The organism is Streptomyces sp. NPDC001220 (genome assembly GCF_053597895.1).
In genome coordinates this window covers 136738-153763 of the sequence record NZ_JBSFJE010000001.1, presented here as the reverse complement: position 1 = coordinate 153763, position 17026 = coordinate 136738, and the positions used below count along the sequence as shown (strand labels likewise).

General features: G+C 71.0%; 15 protein-coding genes and 1 pseudogene. 6 read left to right on the top strand and 10 right to left on the bottom strand.

The features are described from left to right. Window positions 1-111 precede the first annotated feature (111 nt). Window positions 112-738: a peptide deformylase gene (def, locus tag ACWDGI_RS00775; RefSeq protein WP_450754007.1), complete on the top strand. Its 627-nt coding sequence runs from the start codon at window positions 112-114 to the stop codon at window positions 736-738. 40 nt (window positions 739-778) lie between these two features. Here def and ACWDGI_RS00770 read toward each other — a convergent pair whose 3' ends face one another. After that, complete coding sequence (locus ACWDGI_RS00770) at window positions 779-2113, bottom strand: geranylgeranyl reductase family protein (RefSeq protein WP_450754005.1); 1335 nt, start codon at window positions 2111-2113, stop codon at window positions 779-781. Between the two features lie 48 nt (window positions 2114-2161). On the opposite strand from ACWDGI_RS00770, the gene ACWDGI_RS00765 reads away from it, so the two are divergent. Both ACWDGI_RS00765 and ACWDGI_RS00760 read left to right on the top strand, forming a co-directional pair. Next, window positions 2162-2686 (top strand): GNAT family N-acetyltransferase, encoded by a 525-nt coding sequence (locus ACWDGI_RS00765; protein WP_450754003.1) that lies wholly within the window; start codon window positions 2162-2164, stop codon window positions 2684-2686. Between the two features lie 110 nt (window positions 2687-2796). Further along, window positions 2797-3105 (top strand): PASTA domain-containing protein, encoded by a 309-nt coding sequence (locus ACWDGI_RS00760; protein WP_450754001.1) that lies wholly within the window; start codon window positions 2797-2799, stop codon window positions 3103-3105. Between the two features lie 36 nt (window positions 3106-3141). On the opposite strand, the gene ACWDGI_RS00755 is transcribed toward ACWDGI_RS00760, so the two are convergent. The 4 genes from ACWDGI_RS00755 to ACWDGI_RS00740 are packed head-to-tail and all read right to left on the bottom strand — an operon-like array spanning window position 3142 to window position 8105. Beyond that, a complete protein-coding gene (locus tag ACWDGI_RS00755) occupies window positions 3142-3837 on the bottom strand; it encodes a demethylmenaquinone methyltransferase (RefSeq protein ID WP_450753999.1) in 696 nt (231 codons plus the stop codon). A 23-nt stretch (window positions 3838-3860) separates the two neighbouring features. Continuing rightward, window positions 3861-5213 (bottom strand): acyltransferase family protein, encoded by a 1353-nt coding sequence (locus ACWDGI_RS00750; protein WP_450753997.1) that lies wholly within the window; start codon window positions 5211-5213, stop codon window positions 3861-3863. Further along, window positions 5213-7687: a bifunctional polysaccharide deacetylase/glycosyltransferase family 2 protein gene (locus tag ACWDGI_RS00745; RefSeq protein WP_450753996.1), complete on the bottom strand. Its 2475-nt coding sequence runs from the start codon at window positions 7685-7687 to the stop codon at window positions 5213-5215. The genes ACWDGI_RS00750 and ACWDGI_RS00745 overlap by 1 nt, the downstream gene beginning before the upstream one ends. A 22-nt stretch (window positions 7688-7709) precedes the next feature. Beyond that, window positions 7710-8105, bottom strand: a complete 396-nt coding sequence (locus tag ACWDGI_RS00740) for a hypothetical protein (RefSeq protein WP_450753994.1) — start codon at window positions 8103-8105, stop codon at window positions 7710-7712. A gap of 306 nt (window positions 8106-8411) precedes the next feature. Here ACWDGI_RS00740 and ACWDGI_RS00735 point away from each other — a divergent pair, with 306 nt between their 5' ends. Then, window positions 8412-9497 carry a chitinase gene (locus tag ACWDGI_RS00735; protein ID WP_450753992.1) on the top strand — a complete coding sequence of 362 codons (1086 nt, stop codon included), beginning with the start codon at window positions 8412-8414 and terminating at the stop codon, window positions 9495-9497. A gap of 87 nt (window positions 9498-9584) precedes the next feature. Here ACWDGI_RS00735 and ACWDGI_RS00730 read toward each other — a convergent pair whose 3' ends face one another. The 4 genes from ACWDGI_RS00730 to ACWDGI_RS00715 all read right to left on the bottom strand — a co-directional run bounded on the left by ACWDGI_RS00730 (window position 9585) and on the right by ACWDGI_RS00715 (window position 15332). Next, window positions 9585-10034 carry an imidazolonepropionase-like domain-containing protein gene (locus ACWDGI_RS00730; RefSeq protein WP_450753990.1) on the bottom strand — a complete coding sequence of 150 codons (450 nt, stop codon included), beginning with the start codon at window positions 10032-10034 and terminating at the stop codon, window positions 9585-9587. A gap of 7 nt (window positions 10035-10041) precedes the next feature. Beyond that, window positions 10042-11241, bottom strand: coding sequence for a cyclic dehypoxanthinyl futalosine synthase (gene mqnC / locus ACWDGI_RS00725; protein ID WP_360489113.1), 1200 nt, complete (start codon window positions 11239-11241; stop codon window positions 10042-10044). A 72-nt stretch (window positions 11242-11313) separates the two neighbouring features. Continuing rightward, window positions 11314-12348 (bottom strand): prepilin peptidase, encoded by a 1035-nt coding sequence (locus tag ACWDGI_RS00720; protein ID WP_450753987.1) that lies wholly within the window; start codon window positions 12346-12348, stop codon window positions 11314-11316. Beyond that, window positions 12345-15332, bottom strand: coding sequence for a BTAD domain-containing putative transcriptional regulator (locus ACWDGI_RS00715; protein ID WP_450753986.1), 2988 nt, complete (start codon window positions 15330-15332; stop codon window positions 12345-12347). Before ACWDGI_RS00715 ends, ACWDGI_RS00720 begins: the two co-directional genes overlap by 4 nt. Before the next feature lie 287 nt (window positions 15333-15619). Here ACWDGI_RS00715 and ACWDGI_RS00710 point away from each other — a divergent pair, with 287 nt between their 5' ends. Both ACWDGI_RS00710 and ACWDGI_RS00705 read left to right on the top strand, forming a co-directional pair. Then, a complete protein-coding gene (locus ACWDGI_RS00710; RefSeq protein WP_450753984.1) occupies window positions 15620-16090 on the top strand; it encodes a hypothetical protein in 471 nt (156 codons plus the stop codon). A gap of 210 nt (window positions 16091-16300) precedes the next feature. After that, window positions 16301-16663, top strand: a pseudogene (locus tag ACWDGI_RS00705) (hypothetical protein); the annotation flags it as partial. Here the strand turns inward: ACWDGI_RS00705 and ACWDGI_RS00700 are convergent. Further along, on the bottom strand, window positions 16653-17003 hold the full coding sequence (locus tag ACWDGI_RS00700) for an SsgA family sporulation/cell division regulator (protein ID WP_450753982.1): 351 nt from the start codon (window positions 17001-17003) through the stop codon (window positions 16653-16655). The pseudogene ACWDGI_RS00705 and the gene ACWDGI_RS00700 sit on opposite strands and share 11 nt — an antisense overlap. Window positions 17004-17026: the final 23 nt, after the last annotated feature.

The following is a 17026-nucleotide window of genomic DNA, read 5'->3' as shown; positions in this document are numbered from 1 at the left end:
AGTCCCCCGTCAGGGTTTTCCACAGGGCCGCCCGTGATCCGGTGGCTCCTGGGATCCTCGATGCATGCCGCTCGCACGGAGCGGCCCGAGACCCGAGAAGGGGACACCGCGATGCCACGCGTCTTCGTCCAGGGAAACCCCATGGACTACTACCCCCGTCACGCCCCCGAGGCCCGGCGCGGTTCGGTGCGCCGGATCACCGAGACCGGTGAGGAGGTCCTGCACAAGCCGTGCCGGGACGTCACGGAGTTCGGACCCGACCTCGCCGCGCTCATCGACGACATGTTCCTCACCATGTACATCGCCGAGGGAGCGGGCCTCGCGGCCAACCAAGTCGGGGTCGATCTGCGGCTGTTCGTGTACGACTGCCCCGATGACGATGGTGTCCGACATGTCGGGCACATCGTCAATCCCGTCCTGGAGGCACAGGGCCCCGCCGGGCGGCGGCTGCTCGACGACAGCGAGGGCTGCCTATCGGTGCCGGGTGCCGTCATGGACGTACCGCGCCCGGACCGGGCGATCGTGCACGGAATGGACAAGGACGGCGATCCGCTCACCCTGGAGGGAACAGGGTATTTCGCCCGCTGCCTCGCGCACGAGACCGACCATGTGAACGGACGCGTGTATCTCGACCGGCTCTCCGGGCGGGAGCGGAAGGAGGCACTGCGGCAGGTGGCGGCCCGGCGGGAGGAGGTCTACGCCCGCAGAGCCGCCAACATCGAGGCGCTCACCGCCTAGCGGCGCTCACCTCGGGCCGGCGCTGGCCCTGTAGCGGCGCTCACGCCTTCGGGGCCACCTTGCTCAGGCCGTTGATGATGCGGTCCATCGCGTCACCGCCGGTCGGGTCGGTGAGGTTCGCCAGGAGCTTCAGGGTGAACTTCATCAGCAGCGGATGGGTCAGGCCGCGCTGGGCCGCGATCTGCATGACCTTCGGGTTGCCGATGAGCTTCACGAAGGCACGGCCCAGCGTGTAGTAGCCGCCGTAGGTGTCCTTGAGGACGCGCGGGTAGCGCTGCAGGGCGATCTCCCGCTGGCCGGGCGTGGCCCGCGCGTGCGCCTGGACGATGACGTCGGCGGCGATCTGGCCGGACTCCATGGCGTAGGCGATGCCCTCGCCGTTGAAGGGGTTCACCAGGCCGCCGGCGTCGCCGACGAGCAGCAGGCCGCGCGTGTAGTGGGGCTGGCGGTTGAAGGCCATGGGGAGGGCCGCGCCGCGGATCGGGCCGGTCATGTTCTCCGGGGTGTAGCCCCAGTCCGCGGGCATGGAGGCGCACCAGGCCTTGAGGACCTCGCGCCAGTCCAGTTCCTTGAAGGAGTCGGAGGTGTTCAGGACACCCAGGCCGACGTTGGAGGTGCCGTCGCCCATGCCGAAGATCCAGCCGTAGCCCGGCAGCAGGCGGTCCTGGGGGCCGCGGCGGTCCCAGAGCTCCAGCCAGGACTCCAGGTAGTCGTCCTCGTGACGGGGGGAGGTGAAGTAGGTCCGTACGGCCACGCCCATCGGGCGGTCCTCGCGGCGGTGCAGGCCCATCGCGAGGGAGAGGCGGGTGGAGTTGCCGTCGGCGGCCACGACGAGCGGCGCGTGGAAGGTGACTTCGCGCTTCTCCTCGCCGAGCTTGGCGTGCACACCGGTGATCCGGCCGGTGCGGTCGTCGATGATCGGGGCACCGACGTTGCAGCGCTCGAAGAGGCGGGCGCCCGCCTTCTGCGCCTGACGGGCGAGCTGTTCGTCGAAGTCGTCACGCTTGCGGACCAGACCGTAGTCGGGGAAGGAGGCGAGATCCGGCCAGTCCAGCTGGAGGCGGGTGCCGCCGCCGACGATGCGCAGGCCCTTGTTGCGCAGCCAGCCGGCCTCCTCGGAGATGTCGATGCCCATGGCGACCAGCTGCTTCACGGCGCGCGGGGTCAGGCCGTCGCCGCACACCTTCTCGCGCGGGAACTCGGTCTTCTCCAGCAGGAGCACGTCGAGACCGGACTTGGCGAGGTGGTACGCCGTCGTGGAGCCGGCTGGCCCCGCGCCGACGACGATGACATCGGCGGTGTTTTCGGAGAGGGGCTCGGTCACGACAGGGTCTCCCCAAGGCTCGAAATCTGCGTGCCGACCGGCACTGGACATGGGCAGTCTATTCAGCGGTACTGATCACCCGGCTGAAGGGCTGCCCCTGTGAACCGAGCTCTCCCCGCGGTACGGCTGCGTGTGCCCACGCACGAGGACGCGTTCGCCTGGTACCGGGTCTTCGACGACCCGGACGTCATGGAGTTCCACGGCGGCAGGTCCGCGGAGCTGTCCGTCTACGAGGAGCTCACCGCCCGGCAGCGTCGGCACGACGCGGAGTTCGGTTTCTGCCTGTGGACGATGGCGGACGAGGCCGGGCGGGTCATCGGCTTCACCGGCGCCCAGCCGTGGCCGCGGGACTGGGGACCCCGGGGCGAGATCGAGATCGGCTGGCGGCTCGGCCGGGAGTACTGGGGCAAGGGGTACGCCACGGCCGCGGCGCTGACGACGCTGGAGCGGCTGCGGGCGGCGGGCGTGCCGAAGGTGGTGGCGATGGTGCGGCCCGGGAACGAGCGGTCGGTCGCGGTGACCCGCCGCCTCGGGATGGAGCTCGCGGAGACGTTCCCGCACCCGCGGCTCCAGGAGGACGCGCTCTGCTTCCGGCTCGACCTGCGAGATAGTCACACAGAGTAACGATCTGCTACAGAAAGACACTTGGCGCTTCCGGCTGCCATATGCCGGGGGTTACCCTTCCAGTACCGCTGGGGGTGACATCTGTGCATATAACAGCCAAAACACCCGAAGTGCGCGTGCCACGGCTGGTAGGGCTGATGGCCGTGGACGCGCGCGAGACCGCCCAGGCGCGGGGACTGTTCCTCAACGCGCCGGACCGGCCGGACTTCCATCTCACGGTCGTCGACTACGTCGTACGCCAGTTCCCGCAGCCCGGTGCCGAGGTGCCGCGGGACTCGCTGGTGTACGTGTGGTTCGACTTCGGTGAGGGCGAGGGCGGCGGAGGCGTGCGCGAGCCACGCCTGCCACGGCCACCGACGGGCGGGCTGCAACGGGAGCTGGACCAGCCCGGTGACACCTTCGAGGTGATCGGCGGGTGACGCCCGGGACGGGGCTCAGGCCTCCCGGAAGCGGGCTCAGGCCTCCTTGAAGCCCCGGTGCAGGGCGACGACCCCGCCGGTGAGGTTGCGCCAGGCCACCTCCGACCAGCCCGCCTCGCGCAGCCGTCCGGCCAGCGCGGGCTGGTCGGGCCAGGCGCGGATGGACTCGGCGAGGTAGACGTAGGCGTCCGGGTTGGAGGAGACCGCGCGGGCCACCGGCGGCAGCGCGCGCATCAGGTACTCGGTGTAGACGGTCCGGAAGGGCGCCCAGGTGGGGTGCGAGAACTCGCAGATCACCACCCGGCCGCCGGGCCGCGTCACCCGGTACATCTCCCGCAGGGCGGCGTCGGTGTCCTGGACGTTGCGCAGGCCGAAGGAGATCGTCACGGCGTCGAAGGTGTCGTCCTTGAACGGCAGCCTGGTGGCGTCCCCGGCGGTGAAGGGCATCCAGGCGGTGCGCCGCTTGCCGACCTGGAGCATCCCGAGGGAGAAGTCGCAGGGCACCACGTAGGCGCCGGCCCGGACGAACGGCTGGGAGGAGGTCCCCGTGCCGGCCGCCAGGTCGAGGACCTTCTGCGCGGGCCGCGCGTCCACCGCCCGGGCGACCTCCTTCCGCCAGTGCCGGTCCTGGCCGAGCGACAGCACGTCGTTGGTCAGGTCGTACCGTTCCGCCACGTCGTCGAACATAGAGGCGACTTCGTGCGGCTGCTTGTTCAGGGAGGCGCGGGTCACCTCGCCATTCTTGCAGCCCGCCGTCACGGCAGAAGCCGGGGCTTCTTCTTCGCCGCCACGTCCTCCACCCAGCCGCACGACAGGATGAACCCCGCGATCAGGATCCAGCCGACGCCGAACATGAACCACTGGCTGTCCAGCGGGAGCCACTTCTCGAACGCCGGCACGTTCCACATCTGGTCGATCAGCGGGACCGCCAGGATCAGGGCGATCTCGTGCCAGAGGTAGATCGTCACCGCGCGGGCGTTGAAGACGGTGACCGTCCGGTCCAGCCGCCTGAAGCGGGTCAGCCGGGCGAAGTCGATCCTGAAGTACGCCTTCGCCCACATCAGCAGCAGCACGAACCCGGCCGACCAGAAGGCCTGCGCGAGAGGGTTCTCGTCCAGGTCGTAGGTGCCGAAGTCGGCCTGGTGCGAGAAGGCGTACCAGCCGCCGTACCCCATCGCGGCGAGCGAGGCGACGACCACCAGGGCCGGCTTCATCCGCTGGAGCACGCCGTCGCGGTGGGCGAAGCCGAGGATCCAGCAGAAGAGGTACGTCGACAGGTCCCACAGGGCGCTGCCGAGCCGGTTGTCGGGGCCCGACCAGACGAAGTTCAGGATCAGGACCGGGACGAGCGAGAGGACGAGGACCGGGACCGGCGCCTTGCGGAAGATCCACAGCAGGGCCGGGGAGAGGAGGACGAACCAGAGGTACGTCCGCAGGTACCAGAGGATCTCCCAGGCCTGCTCGCCCCACGCGTTGCCCGGCGGGTCGCCGAGCGGCACGACCCAGTAGACGATCTGCCAGCCCGGCATCCAGTCGTGGACCAGCATCGCCAGCACGACGAAGACGCCCCAGAACCAGAACGGCGGGAGGAGGCGGCGCAGCCGGCTCTTGACGACCTTGAGCGCCGGACGCTCCAGGGACTTCGCCATCAGCGTGCCGGCCAGGCCGAACATGATGCCCATGGAGGGGAACACCATGCCGCACCAGGCCCAGCCGAAGGTGTGATAGGTGACGACACGGATCAGGGCGACCGCGCGGAGGGTGTCGAAGTAGCGGTCCCGGCCCGGCGGCTTGGGCCGCGGAGCGGAAGCGGCTGCCGGTTCCCCGGCAGGAGATTCCGGCTCCGGCGCCGCCTCGGGCTCGGGCTGCGGTTCCACCACCGGGAGCGGGGCCGTCTGCTCCGCCACCGTGGCGGGCCCGTACTCGACGTACTGCTGTTGCTGCGGATACGGCTGCTGCGCGTACTGCGGCTGACCGTACTGCGGCTGCTGACCGTACTGCGGTTGCTGACCGTAATGCGGCTGCTGGCTCACCTGAGGCTGCTGGCCGTGGCCGCCGTGGTCGTAGCCGTACCCCTGCTGATACGGGTTCTGCTGGTCCCAGGTCATCAGCCGCTCACTCCCGCCGGGGTGCCTACCTCGCCGGTGCGCTTGAGTTTCTGCCAGCGCAGGCGGCCGCCGGTGAGGGCGGTGATGCAGGAGTGGATGAGGACGAGGTACATCATCTGACGGTAGGCCAGCTGCTGGAGCGGCATCATCAGGAGGTAGCGGTAACGCTCCCTGTCCAGCCGGAACGCGTAGGCGGCGCAGCCCAGCTGGATGCCGAGGACCGCCAGCCAGGCCAGCAGGGCCGCCTCGAAGTCGACGAAGATCATGGAGTAGACCGTGAAGACGTCGATGAGCGGGGCGAAGACGGGCGTGACGATCTGGAAGAGGACCACCAGAGGCATGCCCACCCGGCCGAACCGGCCCGACGGGCCCTTGTCCGTCAGCGACTTGCGGTGCTTCCACAGCGCCTGCATGGTGCCGTACGACCAGCGGTAGCGCTGGGACCACAGCTGCTTGAGCGAACCGGGCGCCTCGGTCCAGGCCTTGGCGTGCTCCTGGTAGACGACCCGCCAGCCCGCGCGGTGCATGGCGATGGTGATGTCGGTGTCCTCGGCGAGGGTGTCCTCGCTCATCCCGCCGACCTGGAGCACCGCGTCGCGGCGGAACGCGCCGATCGCGCCCGGGATCGTCGGCATGCAGCGCAGCAGGTCGTACATCCGGCGGTCCAGGTTGAAGCCCATCACGTACTCGATGTGCTGCCAGGCGCCGATGATCGTGTTGCGGTTGCCGACCTTGGCGTTGCCGGCGACCGCGCCGACCTCGGGGTCGGCGAAGGGCTGCACGAGGTGCCGTACCGTCTCCGGCTCGAAGACCGTGTCGCCGTCCATCATCACGACGATGTCGTAACTGGCGCTGCGGACGCCGTTGTTGAGGGCGGCCGGTTTGCCGGCGTTCTCCTGGCGGACGACCCGCACGTTGGTCATGCCGAGCTGGTCGGCGGCGGCGCGGGCGATCTCCGAGGTGCCGTCCGTGGAGCCGTCGTCGACGACGATGACCTCGATCGGGTGGGTGCTCCGCGCCAGCGACTCCAGGGTGTTGGCGATGCACTCCTTCTCGTTGTACGCCGGGACGACCACGCTCACCGGTCCGGTGACCGTCGGCCCCCAGCTGAACCGGCGTTTGTTGCGCAGCCGGTAGTGGCGGCGCGCGATGAGCAGCATCATGCCGAAGCGGCCCATGACCGCGACGCCCACGACGAGCAGCAGTACCGACAGCACCGGCAGGGCCCACTCGGCGATCGCGACCGCCACGAGGAGCGCCTTGCCCTCGTAGAGGGTCATGCCGGTGGCGGTGCGATGGGCGGCCTGGAGGCCGGTGGTGAGTGAGTTGCGGTTGGTGTTGCGGCTGGTGTTGCCGTTACGTGTGCCGGTGCTCGGGACACTCTCGCCGGTAGGGGAGGTTCCGCCGGGCGGGGTGCCGGTGCCGGTGCCGTTTCCGCTGCCGGCTCCCGTGCCCGTCCCCGTGCCCGTGCCCGTCCCCGTGCCCGTGCCGGCGAGGGCGCCGGCCTCGGCGACTCCCGTGGCGGACGTGCCGCCGGTGCCCCCGGTGCCGCCGCTGCCGCCGGCCGTCGTGGCGGACTGCCCGTTGCCCGTGCCCTGCTTCTGGATGACACCGCTGATGGTGGTGAAGGTATAGCCCTTCGCCTTCATCTTCTTGATGTACTGCGGCAGCGCCTTGATCGTCTGCGAGCGCTCACCACCGGCGTCGTGGAAGAGCACCGAGGCGCCCTTGTTCTTCTTCGGGGTGGCCCAGTTGATGATCTTCGAGACGCCCGGCTTCTTCCAGTCGTCGCTGTCGGTGTCGACGAAGACGCTGGTGTAGCCGTCTTTGCCGAGCTTCTGGTACACCGGCCAGCTGTAGTTGTCGATGGCGTCCGTCTCGGAGGAGTACGGCGCGCGGAAGAGGGTCGTCGTGATCCCGGCCGCGCCCGCGAGCGCGAGCTGGGTCTGCTGCATCTCGCGGTTGATCCGGGCGTCGCTCTGGTACGACAGGTCGACGTGCGTGAAGGTGTGGATGCCCACCTCGTTGCCCTGCTCGACCATCGTCTTCACGATGCTCGGGTAGCGCGACACCATGGAGCCGACCAGGAAGAACGTGGCCGGGACGTCGTACTGATCAAGGATCTTGAGGACCTGCGGGGTGTAGGTCGGGTTGGGGCCGTCGTCGAAGGTGAGCGCGATGGTCTTGGAGGGGACCGAGACGGTGGTCGCCTGCCCGCCCCGGAACGTGAGGATCGGGCCGCCGTCGAGGACCTTGTCCGGCACCTTGCTGGAGCTGGCGCCGGTGCGCACCCGCTGGTCGCCGCCGACCTCTGCGCGCAGGTAGCCGTCGAGCAGCATCACGCAGGTCAGCGCCAGCAGGAGTAGCAGGGCGAGGATGACACGTGGTTTCTGCAGCGCCGCGGCCCGGCCGGCCGCCCGCTCGATGCGGGTGGGGGCGCGCCTGCGGCCGCGTGAGGACGTCGGTGTAGTCATGGGAAAAGGGCCTGCGTTCCGATCAGTTGGCAGCGGCGGACGCGGATTCGGATGCGGATGCGGATGCCGACGGGGTGGCGGCCGTCGAGGGGGGCGCCGACGGGCGGCCGCTGGGCAGGCCGGCCTGACGGCCGATGCCGCCCTGCGGGCGTTCACCGCCGGGGGCGTTGCCCGCGCGCGCGAAGTCGGGGATCAGCGAGTCCGGGGTGAGCGAGGTGCCCCAGCCCATGAAGGCGTCACCGAGCACGCCCGTGTAGGCGAGGCAGACGACGCCGAGGAGTAGGCCGACGCGGCGCAGCAGCTTGGACCGGCGTCCGGAGGAGTCGACGAAGACGGGCCCCTCGGCAGACCCGTTGCCTTGTTTGCGGCGGCGACCGCGCCCGGCGGCGCGGCTTTCGATGACAGGCTCGGATTGCATATCCCGAGATATTAGGGAGCCTTTATGTGACCGCCTTCGGAGTTCTTGTGAGGCGCCCATGAGAAACGCCTTAGCCTGTCTTTTCGCTGAGAGATTCTATGAACACCTGCGAGGGCCGACCGGGAGGGGAAACAGGCTCAACGCCCCTTTTGCGTCGCCCCATTCACCCGATCCGCTCCCTTCATTCCATGAGTTTTCCATGTATCGATCGAACCGTTGAACACCATGTACGTGTGAGACGTTTTCCTTTCGAATCAGGGTTTGTTTCGGCCCTGAGACACAAATCACGAGAGCGGATGCATCTTAATGCGGGGTTTCCTGAGGCCGGCCGCCGGGCTTACCTGCCTGTTTGCCATGGCAGTGACCGGGTGTTCCTCGGGCGCCAACGGCACGTCGGACGCGGCGCCCGCACCGTCGAAGCGGGGTACGGCCGCCTCGCCGAGCGCGACCGAGGAGTCCGGCACATCAGGCACGTCAGGCACATCAGGCACATCAGGCACATCCGCTACGTCGAGTACGTCCTACGCGCCCTACGTCAGCGCGACGGAGGCCGCCGCCACGGACGACGCGGGCTCGCCCTCGACGTACAACCTGGCCTTCGTGATCTCCGACGGCAGCAGCTGCACGCCGAAGTGGAACGGGACGACCGCGATCGGCAGTTCGGCCGTGAAGTCCCGGATCTCCCCGCTGAAGCAGGACGGCGGGTCGGTCCGGGTGTCCTTCGGCGGGGCCTCGGGCAAGGAGCTGGCGACGACCTGCTCCAGCGCGCCGAAGCTGGCCGCGGCCTACGGCGCCGCACTGGACGCCGCGGACTCCACCCAGGCCGACTTCGACATCGAGGGCGACACGCTCACCGACTCCGACTCGGTCGCCCTGCGGTCGCAGGCGATCGCGCTGCTCCAGAAGGAAAGGCCGGACCTGGCGGTCTCCTTCACCCTGCCCGTGATGCCGTCGGGGCTCGACTCCGACGGTCTCGCGCTGCTGGAGTCCGCGAACAAGTACGACGTGCAGGTCTCGACGGTCAACATCATGACCATGAACTACGGCGAGTCGTACGACGGGGACATGGGCGACTACGCGGCCATCTCGGCGAAGGCCACGCACACGCAGCTGAAGAAGGTGTTCGGGCTGTCGGACGCGGGGGCGTGGGGCGGGATGGCGCTGACCTCGATGATCGGGGTGAACGACGTCGCCGGGGAGACGCTCACGCTCGCGGACGCGGCCGATGTGCGGAGTTTCGCGGAGGAGAAGGGGATCGCCTGGGTTTCGATGTGGTCGACGTTCAGGGATGTGCAGTGTGGGAGCGGGAGTGCGGGGGCTGACGACCCCGCGACCAACTGCAGTGGTGTCAGCCAGAGTTCTGGGGCGTTCGGGAAGGCTTTCGGGGGCTGAGTGTCGTCCGCGGGGCGGTGGGGGGCGGTCGCGCCCACGCGGCGGATCCGCATACGGGTACAGGCCCGCGCCCGTGGCTGGGGCGCGCTACTTACGTCTGTGGACAAGACGCCCCGCGCACACCGTCGCGATGCACCGCCCCGCCTCGTCGAACACGGCGAGGTCGGCCCTGGCCTTCTCGGTGAGCTGTGCGGGGCGGGCCGCGGAGACCACGGAGACGTCGTTGCGTTCCGCCGCCGCCCGGAGTTCGGATGAGTCGACGTACGCCGCCAGGACCACCACCGCTCCCAGCTTCAGCACGGCATGCACGCGCTCGCGCGGGCTGGGGGCCTCCGGAAGGGGGCCGTCGTGGACCCGGGCCGGGCCGAGGGACCCCGGCCACCGGCGTACCCGCGCCTGCGGGAACCGCTCACGCAGCTCCTCGTACGGCCCCACGGCACCGATCCGGTCCTGTACGACCACCACGGCGCCGTTCTCGACCGGCCGCTCGGAGTCCCAGGCGACGAAGACCCGGTCCGCCGCGTGAATCGTCTCCACGGTCCGGTCAGTTGGAGGTGAGGAGCTTCAACTCCGGGTGCGCGGTCCCGCCCTCGATCGCCGTCGAGGAGATGTGGGACATCACCCGCTCGTCCACCGGGTCGTTCGCCGGGTCCTCGTGGACCACGAGGTGCTCGTACGTCGTCGCGCGCTGCGCCGGGACCCGGCCCGCCTTGCGGATCAGGTCGATGATCTCCAGGCGGTTGGAGCGGTGCTTGGCGCCGGCCGACGAGACGACGTTCTCCTCCAGCATGATCGAACCGAGGTCGTCGGCGCCGTAGTGGAGCGAGAGCTGGCCGACCTCCTTGCCGGTCGTCAGCCAGGAGCCCTGGATGTGGGCGACGTTGTCGAGGAAGACCCGGGCGATCGCGATCATCCGCAGGTACTCGAAGAGGGTCGCCTGCGTGCGGCCCTTCAGATGGTTGTTCTCGGGCTGGTAGGTGTACGGGATGAAGGCGCGGAAGCCGCCCGTGCGGTCCTGGACGTCCCGGATCATCCGCAGGTGCTCGATGCGCTCGGCGTTGGTCTCGCCGGTGCCCATGAGCATCGTGGACGTGGACTCCACGCCCAGCTTGTGCGCCGCCTCCATGATCTCCAGCCAGCGCTCACCGCTCTCCTTGAGGGGCGCGATGGCCTTGCGGGGGCGTGCGGGAAGGAGTTCCGCGCCGGCGCCCGCGAAGGAGTCGAGGCCGGCCTCGTGGATGCGGGTGATGGCCTCTTCGACCGAGACGCCGGAGATCCGGGCCATGTGCTCGACCTCGGAGGCCCCCAGGCTGTGGATCACCAGCTGCGGGAACGCGTCCTTGATCGCCTTGAAGTTCTGCTCGTAGTACTCGACGCCGAAGTCGGGGTGGTGGCCGCCCTGGAACATGATCTGGGTGCCGCCCAGCTCGATCGTCTCCGCGCAGCGGCGCAGGATGTCGTCGAGGTCGCGGGTCCAGCCCTTGGCGGTGTCCTTGGGGGCCGCGTAGAAGGCGCAGAACTTGCACGCCGTGACGCACACGTTCGTGTAGTTGATGTTCCGCTCGATGATGTACGTCGCGATGTGCTCGGTACCCGCGTACCTGCGGCGGCGTACGGCGTCGGCGGCGGCGCCCAGCGCGTGCAGGGGCGCGTCGCGGTAGAGGTCGAGCGCCTCTTCCGGGGTGATCCGCCCACCGGCGGCGGCACGGTCGAGGACAGACTGGAGGTCGGCCTTCTCGGTCACCAGGAGGTCCCTTTCGTCAAGGGTTGTGGACGGACCCCGCCAGCCTACGCCAGGCCTTCGAGCGGCCCGACCTCAGGATGTGTACGCGCCCACCAGCAGCCCCGCGAACGCGCCCGCGATCAGGAACGGGCCGAACGCGATCGCCGTCTTGCGCCCGGCCCGCCGGACGACGACGAGCGCGCCGCCGTAGAGCGCGCCGAACAGGAAGCCGGCGAAGGTGCCGAGCAGCACGGTGGGCCAGCCGTACCAGCCGAGTACGGCGCCCATGCCGAGCGCGAGTTTCACGTCCCCGAAGCCCATGCCTCCGGGGTTGATGAGGAAGAGGACGAAGTAGGCGGCGCCGAGGACGAGGGCCGCGTACAGGGCGGTGAGCCAGTCGCCGGCGTGCTCGGGGAGCAGGGCGGCCACCGCGAGAAGGGCGAGGGCCGCGGCCGCGAGGGGAAGGGTGAGGGGGTCGGGGAGGCGCTGCACCCGGAAGTCGACGGTCGCGAGCAGCACGGCCACCGGCGCCAGCACCAGCCAGACACCCAGCTCGGGCCGGGTACCGGTGGCGAGCGCCAGGAGCGCACAGACCAGCGCGGTGGCGACGGCGAAGGGAATGACACGGGGGCCGTAGGCAGCGCGCGCCTCCGAGGGGGGCGCATGCCGATCACCGGGCGCCGGCTCGGTGGGTTGGGCGCCGGGCGCGAGATCGTCGTCGAGCGCCCGCTCGGTGGGTTGGGCGCCGGGCGCGGGATCGTCGTCGAGCGCCCGCTCGGTGGGTTGGGCGCCGGGCGCGGGATCGTCGCCGGGCGCCGGCTCGGTGGGTTGGGCGCCGGGCGCGGGGTCGACGCCGGGCGCCGGTGTGGGAGCCGCTGCGGAAGGCGGCGTGGGGTCGCTCGTGTGCGCCGGTGTGAGGGGTGCGGCGTGCGCCCCCTCGGCCGTCGCGCACGGCCCGCAGCGCGCCCGGCCGAGCCAGCCCTGGAGCGGGTGGACCGCGGGGCAGGTGGTGCGCCACTGCTCCCCCGCCGGTGCCGAGAAGCGGTACGCGGCGCGGGGCAGCAGGGTGCCGGTCGCCGCGCCCCAGAGGGCGGCGGCGGCCGGGAGGGCGAGGTCCAGGAGGGTCATCCGGTCGCGGCGGCGCCGTCGCGCCAGGTCGGCAGGAGTTCGTCGAGGAGGGCCTCGGTGCGCGGGGGCAGGCCGCGCGCCCCGCTGCGGGTGACGAGGTCGGCGGCGAGGGCGCGGACGCGGTCCGGGTCGCCGGTGGCATGGGTGGCGCGCAGCAGCTCGTTCCAGAGGCGCTCGTCGGCCGGGGCGGTCCTCAGTGCCGCGCCGAGTGCCTCGATCGCCTTCTCCGCGCGGTCCTTCTCCAGGTGGAACGCGGACAGGGCGAGACCGATGTCGGCGACCAGCAGCGGGAGCTGGGCGTCGATGATCTCGTGGGTGAGCCAGCGGTAACGGCCCTCCGCGCGGTCGGCGAGCAACGGACCGCGGACGAGCACGAGCGCGTCGGTGAGGAGGCGGCCGCGGACGGCCCGGCTGTCGGCGCCCTTGCCCTGGGTGGCCTCGTAGTAGAGCGAGCGCAGCACGTCCAGGTCGGAGACGACCGACTTGGCGAGCACGAGACGGCCGGTGGCGTCGGCACGCAGCCGCGGGCCGCCGTCCGGGTCGGTGCCCAGCCAGTCGCGCAGCCGCTCCAGCAGCGCGTCGCGGACGTCCTCGGTCACCCCGCGCGGCCACAGCGCGGACGACAGCACGCGCGGGTGCACGCCCTCGCGGTGCAGCAGGAGCAGCGCAAGGGCCTCGTGGAGGAGCGCGCTGCGGTCTCCGTCCGGGGTGTCGAGGCCGATGATCTCGTACGGGCCGACCAGCCGCGCGTACACCGCGGGGCGGCCCTGTTCGCTGATGTCGACGAGGAACGGCGGGGCGTTGGTCGGCCCGTCGGGGTCGCGCTCGGGGTCGGCCTCGACGAAGAGTTCGACGACCGCGCGCTGCTGCACGGCGGGCAGCAACTGGGCTTCCAGTTCGAGGCCGAGGAGCGGGGCGAGGAGCTTGCCGTCCGGGGTGATCTCCATCGCCCAGGCGGCGCCGGGCAGGTCGTCGCTCTCGGTGCCGACCAGGTAGCCGATGCCCAGCCGGGCGGCGTCGGCGGCGAGTTCGGCGAGCCGTACCGCGTCCTCGACGGACGGCTGGGCGGCGAGCAGCACCAGGTTGGGCGCCCAGCGGGTGTGCTGGGCCGGGCCGGTGCGGCCGGTGAGGACGGAGTCGTGGCCGGCGGCGCCGAGCGCGCCCCGCCGCTGCCGGGTCTCCGCCTCCATCGTCTCGAACAGCGCCTCCACGTCGTCGAGGTGGCGCAGCCGGTTGGGGGCGAGCGGGGTGAGGTCGGCGCCGAACCCGACGAGGGTGATGGTCATGCGGTCCGACCAGCCGTTGGTGGCGAGTTCCGCGGCGACCGAGGCGAACACGGCGGCCCGGTCGGCCTCCCGGCCGCTCAGCGAGACGATGCCGGGCACGGCCTCCAGGTTGAGCAGCAGCCGCGAGTCGTCCATGGTGCCGAGGCTGACCAGACCGGGGTAGGGCGCCGCGGCGTCGGTGTCCTCGTAGCGTTCGGCGTCCGCGCGGGACAGCGTCCAGAACGTCTGGTCCTGGCCGAGCTGCCAGGGCGCCGGGGGCTTGCCGGCCGGCTGGGCGAGTTGCAGATGCAGATCGCCGTGGCTGAGCCAGGCCGCGTAGACGACGGGCAGCGAGCGGGACTCGGCGGTGAGGGCGGCGGCGAGTCCGCGCAGGGACCGGTCGAGCAGTCGTACGCCCTCCGGGTCCGCGCCGACCAGGAGCGCGTCCTGTACGTCCTGGGCGTCGCCGTTCGGGGTCGGCGGCTCCATGCCGCGCCGGCCACCGACCGCGCCGAGCGCCGACTGCCACAGGGCCTGCCGGCGACGGCGGCCGAGGGCGGCGAGCAGGCCGGCGGCGAGGAGCGGGGCACCGAGCAGCGCCTCCGACAGCCCGAAGGAGGACCCGGTGGAAGACCCCGAGGCGGCGTGACCGGAGTTCTCCTGGGCATGCGTGCCGGCGTCACCGGCCTGGCGCTGGCTGGGCACCGTGATCTGCGCGGTCGCCCCGTCCTCGCCCGCGTGCTGCCCGCCCTGCTGCTGGTGCTGCTGCTGGTGCTGGGCGTGGTCGCCGGTCCTGGCGTAGTCGCCGATCTGCCGCTGGACGTCCGGCGAGACGTGCGCGTCGGGGTTCTCGACGAGTTCGCCGTCGTGGGCGTCGCCGGGCATCTCCATGATCCAGCCGGGCCGGATGAGGCTCGCCTCGGAGAGCCGGGAGCCGTCCGGCTGGACGCGGTCCTTGTTGAGCTCGTAGATCTCCTTGTACCGGCGGCCGTCGCCGAGGTGGCGCTGCGCTATCTCCCAGAGGGAGTCGTGGTGGCGGCCCTCGGGCGGCTGGATCCGGTAGTACTTCGTCGCGCCGTGCGCGGCGGCGCCGGAGCCGTGCTCGGCCTGTGCCTGGGCGGCGGCGTGGCCGGCCTGTTCGGCCAGGGCGGCGGCGGTGGTCTTGGCCTGCTCCTGCTGCTGGGCGAGGAGACCGGGGGTCGCCTGGGCGGCGGCCACCGTGCCCTTCTGGTTGCCCTCCATGCTGTGGCCGAGCTGCGACAGGCCCGGGGTGAGGCTGGCGGCGGTGGCGCCGACCAGCAGCAGGGCGGCGACGAGCTGCCGGGCGAGCAGCTGGCTGGGACCGGCGCCGGGCACCCGGCTGGGCAGGCCCACGCCGGAGACGGCGGCCCAGACCTCCACCAGTACGCAGGCCGTGAACTGGGCCCAGGCCAGCCACACGATGACCGTCAGGGTGTTCAGGAACGTGTCGACGCCGATCGGCTGCGACAGCCAGTCCATCGTCGGCGCGCTGTGCGGCAGGGGCCAGCCGACGGTCACGGCGAGGGCACCGGGGACGCCGACGACCAGCGCGAGCAGTGCCACGAAGGCGAGGAACGCCTTCACGAAGTCCCCGAACGTACGTCGTCGCACCCGCACCGGCTGCGGGGTCCGGTTCCGCGGACCCGACGGATTCCCCGTCGGTCTTCCCGTCGAGCTTGATGTGCTGCGTCGCGCCATGGCGGGTGTCCTGGGGTCGTGTGTGGACGGAGTGGGCCGGGGGCGCATCGAGCCTATCGAGGTCCCCTTGACGATCCTATTGACTGACACCGACAGCGTCGAAGGGCAGAACGGCGAACGGCCGCCCGTTTTCCACCCTTTCATCAAGCGGGGCGCAGTTGGCCGGAGTTATCGCCGCCCGGCGCGCACACCACCTCTCCACACGCCCCACACAACCTGACACGCGGTCCGGCAGCCCGTCGGCGTCCGCCTCGGCATCGTCGGCGGCCTCCGGCGTCAAACGCCCGGTGATCTCGCTGCCGAGCAGCTTCCAGCTCGCGTTCGAGAACTGGACGAGGGGCGATCCGGCGAAGCAGGCGGTGCTCGACGACGCCAGGGAAGAGCTCAAGGCGGGCTACGCCGCGATCATCGCGAACAACCCTGCCAGCACGGACGTCACCTTCTACGACAGCGAGGGCGTCGTCGGGCAGACCAAGGCGTGGATCAAGACGTACACGGACAAGAACCTCACCGTCATGGGCAAGTTGCCCGTCTTCGATCCCAAGGTCACCGTGGGGAGCGGCGGCAAGGGCGCGTCCGTCACCTACTGCACGGACGAGAGCAAGGCGTACACGAAGAACCGGAAGACGGGCAGGGAGGCGGGCAACCCCGCGGGCACCAACCCCTACGTCGTCTACACGGTCTCGATGGCGCGGAGCGACCGGGGCGTCTGGCAGAACACGTCCGTCCACTCGACGCGGGGCGGGTGCTCCCGGTGAGGCCGCGGCTGCGGGGCATACCCGTGCTCGCCACGTCGCTCGTCGTGGCTCTGCTGGGCGCCACACCCGCCGTCGCCATCGGGGACGGGGGCACCGGCACGCGAGGCGGCGCCGACGGGAACGAGCTCTCCGCCTCCGCGAGTCACTCCCGCATCAAGGTCACCCGGATCAGTGACCCCACCGGCGGAAAACTGGGCTCCGTCACGGGAGGTCAGGGTCCGCGCGGAGCTGCCCGGCACCGGCCTGTGGGCGGAGACCACCGCCAAGCCGGTCGCCCTGCATCTCGACCCCGGCACCGGTGACGCCGAGACGTTTCCCGCCTCCGGCAACTGCACGATCAACGACGACGGTTCCATCGGCACCGAGTACCGGCCGGGCGACGCGGACAGTACCCCGTCCTGCGGCGTCCGTTACCTGCACGCCACCAACGGCACGCCGTACCGGCTGAAGGCCTCCGTCACCTGGCAGATCAGCTGGCGCGGTTCCGGCGGCAGCGGCGGCGAACTCCCCGACGGCACCTTCGACAACACGCAGGAGATCACCGTCCAGGAGATCCAGTCCGTCAACCGCTGACCCGCAGGGACGACAGCAGGAAGCGGGTGAGGGCGGACGTGGCGAAACTGATCGCCGCCACGCCCTCCTCCGCGCGGAGTTCGACCACCGTGCGGGCGGAGCCGTGCGGGCGGACGTGCACGTTGCCCAAGGCGGCCGGCCCCGCCAGGCCCTCCTCCAGCAGGGCGCGGGCGAAACTCCAGGTGACCTCCTCGCCGTCCAGGGAGATCCACGGCGGGAAGACGAAGTGCACGGCCTGCGGGTCGGCCGAGGTGTACCGGAGGGTCGCGGGGACCGCCACCTCCTGCTCGTCGGCGGTGAGCAGGCGGGCGCCGGTGGGCTGTTCGAGCGTGATGGGCACGGGCTTCTCCGGGTGCGGTGCGG